This window comes from Colwellia psychrerythraea (genome assembly GCF_000764185.1).
Lineage (GTDB): Bacteria > Pseudomonadota > Gammaproteobacteria > Enterobacterales > Alteromonadaceae > Colwellia > Colwellia psychrerythraea_B.
The window spans coordinates 269,365-281,844 of the sequence record NZ_JQEC01000004.1 but is presented as its reverse complement, the minus strand read 5'-3'; the positions used below and the strand labels follow the sequence as shown (position 1 = coordinate 281,844).

The 12,480-nt window shown below is 39.5% G+C and carries 9 protein-coding genes; all 9 read right to left on the bottom strand.

Annotation, left to right across the window (positions count from 1 at the left end):
* Window positions 1-38 precede the first annotated feature (38 nt).
* Window positions 39-995 carry an acetyl-CoA carboxylase carboxyl transferase subunit alpha gene (accA, locus tag GAB14E_RS19000; protein ID WP_033080836.1) on the bottom strand — a complete coding sequence of 319 codons (957 nt, stop codon included), beginning with the start codon at window positions 993-995 and terminating at the stop codon, window positions 39-41.
* A gap of 109 nt (window positions 996-1,104) precedes the next feature.
* Window positions 1,105-4,671 (bottom strand): DNA polymerase III subunit alpha, encoded by a 3,567-nt coding sequence (gene dnaE / locus GAB14E_RS19005; protein ID WP_197061149.1) that lies wholly within the window; start codon window positions 4,669-4,671, stop codon window positions 1,105-1,107.
* A gap of 15 nt (window positions 4,672-4,686) precedes the next feature.
* The gene (gene rnhB / locus GAB14E_RS19010) at window positions 4,687-5,340 is read right to left on the bottom strand and encodes a ribonuclease HII (RefSeq protein ID WP_033080835.1); all 654 of its coding nucleotides are present in this window, start codon (window positions 5,338-5,340) and stop codon (window positions 4,687-4,689) included.
* 49 nt (window positions 5,341-5,389) lie between these two features.
* Window positions 5,390-6,556, bottom strand: a complete 1,167-nt coding sequence (lpxB, locus tag GAB14E_RS19015; protein ID WP_033080834.1) for a lipid-A-disaccharide synthase — start codon at window positions 6,554-6,556, stop codon at window positions 5,390-5,392.
* Window positions 6,557-6,664: 108 nt separating this feature from the next.
* The gene (lpxA, locus tag GAB14E_RS19020) at window positions 6,665-7,435 is read right to left on the bottom strand and encodes an acyl-ACP--UDP-N-acetylglucosamine O-acyltransferase (protein WP_033080833.1); all 771 of its coding nucleotides are present in this window, start codon (window positions 7,433-7,435) and stop codon (window positions 6,665-6,667) included.
* Between the two features lie 49 nt (window positions 7,436-7,484).
* Complete coding sequence (gene fabZ / locus GAB14E_RS19025) at window positions 7,485-7,937, bottom strand: 3-hydroxyacyl-ACP dehydratase FabZ (RefSeq protein WP_033080832.1); 453 nt, start codon at window positions 7,935-7,937, stop codon at window positions 7,485-7,487.
* Between the two features lie 126 nt (window positions 7,938-8,063).
* Window positions 8,064-9,113 (bottom strand): UDP-3-O-(3-hydroxymyristoyl)glucosamine N-acyltransferase, encoded by a 1,050-nt coding sequence (gene lpxD / locus GAB14E_RS19030; protein WP_033080831.1) that lies wholly within the window; start codon window positions 9,111-9,113, stop codon window positions 8,064-8,066.
* A 60-nt stretch (window positions 9,114-9,173) separates the two neighbouring features.
* Window positions 9,174-9,692 (bottom strand): OmpH/Skp family outer membrane protein, encoded by a 519-nt coding sequence (locus tag GAB14E_RS19035; RefSeq protein WP_033080830.1) that lies wholly within the window; start codon window positions 9,690-9,692, stop codon window positions 9,174-9,176.
* A gap of 110 nt (window positions 9,693-9,802) precedes the next feature.
* Complete coding sequence (gene bamA, locus GAB14E_RS19040; RefSeq protein WP_033080829.1) at window positions 9,803-12,343, bottom strand: outer membrane protein assembly factor BamA; 2,541 nt, start codon at window positions 12,341-12,343, stop codon at window positions 9,803-9,805.
* Window positions 12,344-12,480: the final 137 nt, after the last annotated feature.

The following is a 12,480-nucleotide window of genomic DNA, read 5'->3' as shown; positions in this document are numbered from 1 at the left end:
GTAAAAAACCGGCAACTAATTGCTACCGGTTGAGCTATTTAGCAATAACCAAATGACATTAATCGATTGTAACGTTGCTCAATAAGTTCATCCTTACCTAAACTTTCTAAATCGGCTAAGTCTTTTTTAAGCGCTTGTTTAAGATGTGCCGCCATAAGATCCATATCTCGATGCGCACCACCTAAAGGCTCTTCAACGATACTATTAATTAAATCTAGTTCTTTAATACGCGTGGCTGTAATGCCCATAGCTGCAGCAGCGCTTGGCGCTTTCTCAGCTGTTTTCCATAAAATAGAAGCACAGCCTTCAGGAGAAATTACTGAGTAAGTAGCATATTGCAGCATGTTAACTCGGTCACCTACGCCAATGGCTAAAGCGCCACCAGAGCCACCTTCACCAATAACGGTACATATGATAGGAACACTTAATCGTGCCATTACTTTTAAGTTACGAGCAATCGCTTCACTTTGTCCACGCTCTTCCGCACCTACACCAGGATAAGCACCAGGGGTGTCGATAAAAGTAATAATTGGCATATTAAAACGTTCTGCCATTTCCATTAAACGTAACGCTTTACGGTAACCTTCAGGACGAGGCATGCCAAAGTTACGTTTAACTTTCTCAGCCGTTGAACGACCTTTTTGGTGGCCAATAATCATCACTGGTTTGCCGTCTAAACGCGCTGTGCCACCAACAATTGCATTATCATTTGCATAAGCACGGTCACCGGCTAATTCATCAAACTCAGTAAAGATACGTGGAATATAATCTAAGCTATAAGGGCGCTGTGGATGACGTGCCACACGCGCTGTTTGCCATGGGTCTAAATTAGCAAAGATTTTCTGAGTTTGCTCTTTATTTTTTTCGCGCAATTGGCTGATTTGCTCTTCTATATCAAGGTCAAGCTCTTGGCCGTTATTGACTAACTGTAACTCTTCTATTTTTGCATCAAGCTCAGCAATAGGCTGCTCGAAATCTAAAAAGTTTAATGACATGTTTATTTGTACCTAATAAATCTAGTTAATTTTTTAAAATCGTTTCTCACTACATCAGCAACTTATCTGCACAAGAGTGTCTTGCACAAATTTTAATACCAAGTAGTTATTATTTAAATTCCATGGCGACACGGTCTTCACCAAGCAATATTTTTAATTCGTATAGTAACATATCGGCTGGCGTTACTCGCCATTGCACACCTAGCTCAAGCATTGCTTGAGCTTCTTCGCGCTGATAAAAAACCCGTACTGGACAGGTACCTTCTTTAAAAGGTGTTAATACCTGAGCAAACTGTTCAATAAAATCACCTGCTATTAAGCTACTATCGACTTGAACATCGATAGAACTAAGATAATTTTGTCGCGCATCAGTGACTGTCATTATATCCCGAGCGGTCATTGTATTACCACCAGAATAATCATCAAAGCTGACCTGTCCGCTACAAACTAAAATAGCATCGTTTACTAGCAACTCTGCGAAGCGATCATAGTCATCAGGAAAGAGGCGAATATCCATTCTGGCACTCTTATCATCCAAGGTCACTAATGCCCAGCGACGCCCGCGTTTATTGACTAACACCCGAACGCCAATCACTAAACCAACGGCCACCGCTTGTCTATCTCGACCTGTTGGTTGCATGCCAACAAGACGGCTAGAAGAATATTTTTTTATTTCACTTAAATAGCGATTTATTGGATGTCCGGTTAAATACAGCCCTAAAGTTTCCTTTTCACCGTCTAACCATACTTCTTCTGCCCAAGCTTTTGCTTCTTTAAAGTTTTGTCTTGAATCTGTTTGTTCATCGTTAATTAAACCAAAGAGATCATTTTGTCCTAATGACTCTGCTTTAGCATGTTGTTCAGCAGCTTTTATCGCTTCAGGCAAAGTTTCGAAAAGTGCCGCACGATTAGCGCCCTGCTCTTTCGTTGAACCTTTTTGATACTTAGGCCCTAATGTGTCCATGGCGCCTGATTTAATTAATTTCTGTAATACCCGTTTATTGGTCTTTTTAAGATCAAGGCGCGCACAAAAATCAAATAAATCTGTAAACGGACCACCTTCTTGGCGTGCGGCGATAATGGCTTCTATCGGTCCTTCACCGACGCCTTTAACAGCGCCAATACCATAAACGATTTGATTATCGTCATTGACAGTAAATTTGTATTGACCAGCATTAACATCCGGCGGCAATAAATCAATGTCCATGTTGCTACATTCATCAACCAAGATAACAATTTTCTCGGTATTATCCATATCCGCCGACATTACCGCCGCTAAAAAAGGTGCCGGAAAATGGGTTTTCATCCACAATGTTTGATATGAAACTAAGGCATAAGCTGCAGAGTGAGATTTGTTAAAACCATAACCGGCAAATTTCTCCACTAAATCGAAGATTTTCATCGCAAGTTCGCCATCAACGCCTCGATCTATGGCGCCTTGTTCAAATCCCGCACGCTGCTTGGCCATTTCTTCGGGTTTTTTCTTACCCATAGCACGGCGCAGCATATCTGCACCACCCAGAGAATAACCCGCCAATACTTGCGCAATTTGCATAACTTGTTCTTGATACAAGATAATGCCATAAGTAGGTTCAAGGACGGGTTTTAAATCGATATGTTGCCAGGTTTCATCGGGATAACTGACTTCTTCACGGCCATGTTTACGTTCAATAAAGTTATCAACCATGCCTGATTGCAATGGCCCGGGGCGAAATAAAGCTACCAGAGCTATAATATCTTCAAAACAATCAGGCTTTAACTTATCAATTAACGACTTCATGCCGCTAGATTCAAGCTGGAATACTGCCGTAGTTTTCGAGGCAAGCAATACCTTAAAACTCGCTTTATCTTCGAGATCTATTTTGGTTATGTCAATAGGTTCTTTGCCGGCTTTAAGCAACTTTACATCAGCCATTTCAATGGCCCATTGTAAAATGGTCAGTGTTCTTAAACCTAAGAAATCAAATTTAACTAAACCGGCATCTTCAACATCATTTTTATCAAACTGGGTAACCGGATTTTTACCTTCATCGTCGCAATAAAGTGGCGCAAAATCAGTAATAGTGGTCGGTGAAATAACCACACCACCGGCATGTTTACCTGCATTACGGGTTGTACCTTCAAGAATACGACACATATCAATAAGATCTTTGACTTCGGTATCTTGAGCGTAAACCTCGGGTAATTTGGGCTCTTCTTCAAAAGCTTTAGCTAAGGTCATGCCTGGTGTAGGCGGAATTAGTTTTGAAATTCTATCGACAAAACCATAGGGATGACCCAATACACGGCCAACATCACGGATAACAGCTTTCGCCGCCATAGTACCGAAGGTAATAATTTGCGAAACAGCATCACGACCATAAAGCTCGGCCACGTGATCAATAACCTCATCACGCCTGTCCATACAGAAATCGATATCAAAATCTGGCATAGAGACACGTTCCGGGTTTAAGAAACGTTCGAAGAGTAAATCATATTCAAGGGGATCAAGGTCGGTAATATCAAGGGCGTAAGCAACCAAAGAGCCAGCACCTGAACCACGGCCTGGGCCAACGGGAATATTGTTATCTTTACTCCACTGAATAAACTCCATAACAATCAGGAAATAACCAGGGAAACCCATGTTATTCACAACTTCGAGCTCTATTTTTAAACGCTCGTCATAGGGCGCTCTAATTTCCGCAAAGTTATCAGCGCTTGTGTCAAAAAGCTGCTTCAAACGCTTTTCTAAACCAATTTCGGAAACTTTGATAAAATAATCGTTTATTTCCAAACCTTCAGTTGGGAAGTCCGGTAATACATATTCACCTAAAGTTACCGTAACATTACAGCGTTTGGCAATTTCGACACTGTTGGCTAAAGCTTCTGGGATATCGCTGAACAGTTCACACATTTCAGCTTCGCTGCGTAAGTATTGCTCTGTACTGTAACGCTTAGGGCGTCTCTTATCATCTAGGGTGAAACCATCATGAATGGCAACACGAATTTCATGGGCATCAAAGTTTTCAGGTTCAAGGAACATCACCTCATTAGTAGCAACTACTGGTAAGTTTTTTTGTTCTGCTAGTTCAACGGCAAGATGAATATAGTTTTCTTCATTTTCTCGACCCGTTCTAATTAACTCGAGAAAAAAGCAACGATCAAAATGTTGCTGATAGAAATTAACCATCTCATCAACAAGTTCGGTATTGCCCTTTAACAAGGCTTTACCAATATCACCTTCACGGCCACCAGAAAGTATAATCAAGCCTTCTTTAAACTCAACCAGCCAGAATTTATCAATAACGGCTTTGTTTTCTATATGTCCGCGAAGGTAGGCTTTAGAGATAAGTTCGGTTATATTTTTATAACCAACGTTGTTGGTGGTAAGCACCACTATGCGTGACAGTTCATCTTCCAACTCATCACTTTTCACCCAAAAATCACAGCCAATAATAGGCTTAAGACCCGCGCCCTGAGCAGCATGGTAATATTTCACTAGGCCACATAAGTTAGTTTGGTCGGTAAGGGCTATAGCTGGCATATTGAGTTCAGCCGCTTTCGCTATTATAGGTTTAACCTTCTTTAAACCATCACACATAGAGAAATCACTATGTACACGTAAATGGATAAATTTAGGCGGAACATATACTGTTGATTGTTCTTCGACTAGGATCTCAGTCATGCTATTACTCATACCTTCAACCACGTTTTACTCATGGTACGTCCCTAAAACCCTAGCGACAGGTTTGAAGCTTTGTCTGTAGCAATCAAGCACACCATGTTCAATAATCTTTTCTAAATGCAATTTAGTAGGATAACCTTTATGTTTGGCAAAACCATATTCGGGGTGGAGTTTATCTAAGGCAATCATTTCATCATCACGGGCAACTTTTGCAATAATCGAAGCTGCACTTATTTCAGCAACTCTCGCATCACCTTTAACCACTGCTTGACTGGCGATCTTGCCGCTTTCCTTAACCGTATCGCTGCTAGCGCATAAAAACGTGGGACAACGATTACCATCAACAAGGACAAAATCAGGCTCTACTTTAAGGCATGCTACAGCGCGTTGCATAGCCAGCATGGTAGCGTGTAAAATATTTAAGGTATCTATTTCTTGTGGGCTTGCGCGCCCTATTGACCAAGCAACGGCTTTCTCTTTAATCTCAACCGATAGCAGTGCACGCTTTTTTTCTGACAATTTTTTTGAGTCCATTAGCCCCTCAATTGGATTATCAGGGTCTAAAATAACAGCGGCGGTAACAACGTCGCCAACCAAAGGACCACGACCGACTTCATCAACACCGGCAATACAAAATGCGATAGGGTATTCAAATTCTGGAAATGTTTGCTTGCTCGCCATAAATTTAATCTTATATTACTTATTGGTTTATTATGATTACAGATTAGCGCTAAGAGGAAGTTGCTAGGACATTAAGCACAGCAGAAGCGGCTTGTGCACTTGCATCACACTTTAACTGTTGGTGAATATCAGTATAACTGTTATTTAGTTGGCTTTGATCTTGATATAAACGTTCTTTAATTAGAGGCACTATATTGTCAGGGCAAACTTGTTTTTGCAATAATTCAGGTACTAGGGATTTATTGGCCAATAAATTAGGCAAGGAGAACCACTTCAACTTAACCAACCAACGACCTAATAAAAAGGTTACTGGGCTAAACTTATAACAAATCACCATAGGCCTCTTTATCAAAGCGGCTTCTAAGGTAACAGTACCTGAAGCTGTTAATAAACAATCACTAGCGGCCATAACTTGTTGAGTTTGATTAAGCACGACCGTTACTGGCAAATCAGGTGCAAATTCGGCTTTAAGGGCATTAAATTGCTCAACCCGTTGCTCACTAATCATAGGCGCGACAAAAAGTAATTCCCTATCTTGAGCTTTTAATTGCTTAGCACTTTCGAAGAAGTCTGCCAACAATCGTGATAATTCACCACCACGGCTGCCAGGCATAAGCGCTAATATTTTTTTATCTGGCGCTAAGCCTAGCTGAGCTCTGGCCAGTGATTTGTCACTTTGCATAGGAATATCATCGGCAAGCGGGTGACCAACAAACGTACAAGGTACATTATGTTTATCATAAAAGGCTTTTTCAAAAGGTAATAAAGCCAGCACCATATCAGTGGCCTTGGCTATTTTGAATATACGTTTTTCACGCCAAGCCCATACAGACGGGCTGACATAATGCACAGTTTTGATTTCTGCCTTTTTAAGTTTTAACTCGAGGCCGATGTTAAAGTCAGGCGCATCGATACCAATAAACACATCAGGCTTATTGCTGGTAAAGAAATTAACTAACGTTTTACGGACATATAATAAGCGGCGAATACGACCAAGCACTTCAACCAAACCCATCACAGACAACTCATCCATAGCAAATAAACTTTCAAAACCAAGTACTTGCATTTGGGGACCACCAATACCGATAAATTTGGCATTCGGGTGTGTTTTGAGTAATGTCTTTATAAGGCCGGCACCTAGGGTGTCACCTGAATGTTCACCAACAACCATCGCAAATACAGTTTGTTGTTGTTCGTTTTTATTTTGAGCAGTCATAGGTGTTAAAGGTACTTAAAGTTAATGGTACCTAAACTAATAACACCTATCTCAGCGGCGCGACTATTAAGGTACGGGTATTAGCGGCACATGTTTAACGCATTAAGTTTAACGAATGATGCCGCGATTTGATTCTTTGATTGAATCACAAAATAATTGTAACTCTGGAGATTGTGCTGGCATTTCACTGATAGCAGTTAAAGCTTCATCAACGGATAAGCCCTGGCGATAGACTACTTTATAAGCGCGTTTAATCGTTAAAATAGTCTCTTTATCAAAACCACGACGTTTTAAACCTTCACTATTTAAACCAAAAGGTTTCGCGGGTTGCCCTGATGCCATCACATAAGCTGGAACATCTTTTAGTATTAATGCATTACCGGCAATAAAACTATGTGCTCCAATATGGCAGAATTGATGTACTCCTACCATGCCACCAATGATGGCGTAATCACCAACATGGACATGACCAGCAATAGAGGCATTATTAGCAAAGATACAATTGCTGCCAACTATACAATCGTGTGCAACATGGGTATAAGCCATAAATAAGTTATTACTACCTATTTGGGTAAGGCTATTATCTTGAATGGTACCACGGTGAACAGTACACGATTCTCGAAAGGTATTATTGTCACCAATAATTAATTCAGTTGGCTCACCAGCATACTTAAGATCTTGGCAGTCTTCACCAATACTGGCAAATTGAAAAATTCGGTTAGCCTTTCCTATACGCGTTGGGCCATTGATAACAACATGCGAACTAATTTCACAATCATCGCCAATAACAACATTACTGGCAATATAAGTCCAAGGACCAATAGACACATTTTCGCCAATAACAGCACCTGGTTCAATAATAGCTTGAGGATGAATCATATGTTAAGTCTTCTAGTTGATAAGTGAGCGTTTTATATATTAATGTAGGCTATAAAGCACGGCGGGCACACATAAGATCTGCAGAGCAGACTACCTTACCATCAACTCTTGCTTCACCATAAAATTTCCACATACCACGACGCTCTTTAATAAACTCAACATGTAAATGCATGGTATCACCTGGCAGTACCGGTTTTTTAAATTTAGCTTTATCGATAGAGGCAAATAAATACATTTCGTTATCCTCACGACCTTCAGTACTCTTAAAGCCTAGTATACCGGTAGCTTGTGCCAATGCTTCTAAAATTAATACACCAGGAAATATTGCTAACTCAGGAAAATGACCTGTAAAAACAGGCTCGTTTATCGTCACATTTTTAATAGCATGTAAGCTTTTCCCTGGTTCGTGATCAACAACTTTATCAACTAATAACATTGGGTATCTGTGTGGAATCAATGTTTTAATTTCGTTAAGATCGATTGGTTTTTTTACAGTGTCCAAATGAATATTCCTTGTTGGCTAGCGCGATTAGTGGGCTGAAACTAATCGCATACTATATTTTCGTCCGCATCATCTCGAGTGATGGAAGAGACTTTCGCGTATTTTACGCATTGGAGGGGTTAATAGCTAGTTATTCGCAAGTAATTTTTCTAACTCTTTTACTCGTTTCGTTAAGCTATCAAGTCGCCTAACTCTCGCGTTAGTTTTATTCCATTCTTTATTTGGTGCAGCTGGCATACCAGATGAATACACCCCGGCTTCATTGATATCTTTAGTCACCATAGCCATGCCGGTAAATATACAATTATCAGTAATATTGATATGACCATTTATTCCGACCAAGCCAGCAATCGTACAGTTTTTACCTATCACTGTACTACCCGCAATAACACTACAAGCTGCCATAGCGGTGTTTTCACCAATGATAACGTTATGGGCAATCTGTATTTGGTTATCTAAGATTACACCATCTCGTATTTCGGTATTATCTAGAGCACCACGGTCAATCGTTGTGCTAGCGCCAATCTCAACATGATTGCCAATAATAACACTGCCAAGCTGTGGTATTTTATGCCACTTATACTGACCTTTTACCGGCGCATAACCAAAACCGTCTGAGCCAATAACAGTATTTGCTTGAATTAAACAATGATGACCAATTTCAACTTGATGGTAGATGGTAATGTTTGCCCAAAGCGTACTTGCTGTACCAATACTGACCCCATGACCGATAAAACAGCCTGCACCGATACTAACATTATCAGCTAATCGAACACCTGATTCGATAACTGTATTAGCACCAATACTGACATTATCGCCAAGTGATACATCATCAGCTATCACCGCACTTCGATGAATACCACTAGCAACCCTTGGTGTACTATCAAGTAAATTAGCTAATATGGCATACCCCATATAGGGATTGTCCATTACCAAAGCACTAACAGGACAAGCTTCGACGGCTTCGGAGGTAACAATAACCGCACTGGCATTGGTTGAATTAAGCTGCTGTTGATACTTGCTATTAGCTAAAAAGGCCACCTGCCCCGATTTCGCATTTGTTAGCGTTGCTAACCCGCTTATTTGAGTCTGTGATACTTTTGACTGTTCAAGTGCTGATGGCACTATCAATTCAGCATCAAGTTTAATAGCAATATCTGCTAGCGTGTAAGTCATGTTAAAGCCTCTTATAGATATGAATATTATTCATATCTATGGTTTAAATAAAGCAGTGGCTTACTTAAGCTTACTTACATGTTCTACTACAATATTAGTGATGTCAGCATCAGGTTTAGAATAAACTACTGCTTGTTGATTTAACACTAAATCATAATCTTGCTTAGCAGCAATATTGTCTACAGCTTGGCGAACTAAAGCGATAATTTTATTGGTTTCTTGGTTTTGACGTTGCGATGCTTTTTGTTGTAATGCTTTACCTTTTACTTGGTACTCTTGGAATAAAGTCTTAACTTTAACGTCTAACTCTTCTTTCTCTTTAGCACTCATTAAAGAACCATCACGCTTCAGCTTTTCTTGATAATACTTAATATCTTTTTCAAGTTGGGTAAGCACTGCTTTTTCGTCTTTAAACTCTAACTCTAAGCTTTGCATTAACGCCGCTGTTTGTGGGATTTTACCCATTACTTCTTGAAAATTTACCAGGGCTATTTTTTGATCTGCAGCCATTACTGAACTCGCTAATAACATACCTGATGCAGCTACGCCCATAACCATAGTTTTTATAACTTTATTCAACGTTGTTCCCCTAATTTATTATTTATTATTTATTGCTACTAACACTGATAATTATTTCTGCTGGTTAATATAGCAAGATTAATTCAATTTACGCAGCAAAAACCTGCGTCTTAGAACGTTTGACCAATATTGAAGCTGAAGAATGACGAATCATCACCTTCTTCTTCTCTAATTGACTTAGCGAAGCTAAAAATCATTGGCCCCATCGGCGATAGCCATTGGATAGAAATACCTGCTGAACTACGAAAACGTGATGGATCTGAAAAATCCTCAATTTTTGCATACTCAACAGGATCTAAATTTGCATAACTCTCTAAACTAAACTCTGTGTCCCAAACATTACCAGCATCCCAAAAAATACTCGTTCGAACACTATTAGCAAAACTTTCTTCTAAAAATGGTGTTGGTACAATTAACTCTATGCCAGCAATTGCCATAGCATTACCACCAACTGAGCTTGGGCTTACATAAATAGAATCATTATCTGGCCCTAAACAACAGCCACCAGGTATTGTTTGTGGCGTTCGATATATTGCCCGAGGACCAACGGTATTATTTTCAAAACCACGCAAGGTATCAGCACCACCAGCGCTAAAGTTTTCCCAGAAAGGTAGCAGTTGATCATTACCGTCAATAGTACCGTAACCGTTAGCATAACCCAGTTGTAGTCGTGTTAACACTGACCATTTTTGACTACGAGTTAATGGAAAATAAAACTTAGCGTCGTAGTTCAGTTTAAAATACTGTAAATCAGACTTTGGCGAAGTCATTTTTGCATTTAACCTTTGCGATGAGCCTGCTGTTGGGAAGGTACCACGGTTTAACGTGCTTCTAGATAAGCCTGCATTTAGATCTAGCGTTTTAAATGCTAGCTGACCATCAGGGTCGTTAGGATCTGCATAAATATCGTAGAAATCTTGAATTTGATCATACGCTTGTAATTGTGATATTTGGTTATACTTCCAACCGACACCAAAATTTAGACGTAAATATTCATTAACAGGAAAACCCCAGTTTAGCCCTAGACCAAAGGTTTTATTATTATACTCAACCATGTTGGCATTACCGGCATCGTATTCACTGTAATAAACTTGACCACCAAGTGATACCGCATCTACTGTAAAATAAGGGTCGGTAAAAGAAACGGTGGCACTCTTTTGATAATAATTTTTAGCTACATTAAAGCCTAACTGGTTACCTGTACCCAAGAAGTTATTTTGCTGAATACCCGCATTTAAACTTAATTTTGTTTCTGAGCCATACCCGATGCCCGCATTAAACGAACCAGACGGTTGCTCTTTGACAGTAAAATCAATATCAACTAAATCGTCTTCACCCTCAATTTGTTTAGTTTCAAATTCAACAGTTTCCATATACGGTAGACGCATTAACCAAGACTTTGAAGACTCGACCACACCATTAGATAACCACGCCCCTTCCATCTGGCGCATTTCACGACGTAAAACATGATCCGCGGTAACATGATTACCAGTAAAGTTGATGCGATTAACATATACCCGTTTACCGGGGTCAACAGAAATTGACAGTTTTACTGTGTTATTTTCATCATTGATTTCTGGTCTGGTTATCACTTTAGGATATGCATAACCATAACGACCTAGAAATTTACTAATAACCTCTTCGGTATATGTCACTTCAGCACCATTATATAACTCATCTGCTTGTAATGGGTTTATAGCACGAATAGTATTTTCAAAGCCGGCCATATCACCAACAAAATCGACCTCGCTAATGGTATAAGTTTCGCCTTCGGTCACATTAAGTGCAATATAAACCGCTTCTTTATCAGGAGTCATTGAAACTTGAGTTGAGTCAACTTTAAAACGTAAATAGCCACGATTAAGGTAATAGCTATTAATTGTTTCCATATCACCTTGTAATGCTTGCTTTTGATACCTATCCTGCGCCATAAAGTTCCACCAAGGCGAGTCGTAAGTTAGTTCAATTTTCTCTAATAATTGCGCATCAGTGAAAATGTCATTACCAACAATATTAATTTGTTTTATAGAGGCCGAATCACCCTCAACAAAAGTAAACTCTAAATTAACTCTGTTTCGCGGTAAATGGGAGATTTTAGCGGTAACTTTGGCATTGTATTTACCAACACTGTGATAAAAGTTCTCTAAACCCATCTCAATACCAGAAATTACCGTACGGTCAAGGGTTTCACCTACTCGAATATTACTACCATCAAGACTTTCGGTTAATTGTTCATCTTTAAGGTCGCTATTACCATCAAAAAGGATTTCGCTAATTGTTTCACGTTCTCTAACACGATAAACCAAACGATTACCGTCACGGTAAACTCGAATGTCATTAAAGTGACCCGATTGATAAAGTGACTTGATTGATTGCGATATGCGAAATTCATTTAGGTTATCGCCAACATTAAAAGGTATGTGAGTAAGCGCGGCTCCTAGGGCAACACGCTGCAAACCTCTTACTTCAATATCTTCAACTTGAAAGCTTTGTGCCGATTGAGCAATATTTACTGTTGTTCCTAAGGCTGCACTTTGAAGACCTTTAACGTCAGCATCTTTAACTTGAAAGCCTTTTTCAGCTTGAGCAAATTGTGCAGATGTTCCTAGTGCGCCTAGTAATAGGCTTAAGGCAATTTTTTTCATGATCATAAATTATAAACTTCGTTACTTCTTTTTATAAAAACTATTAGCTACACACTTAAGACATCACTATTGCGCTAACTCTCAACTAAAATCGTAAATAAACTATTATTTTGCATACTCTTCCATATACACCAAACTTAAAT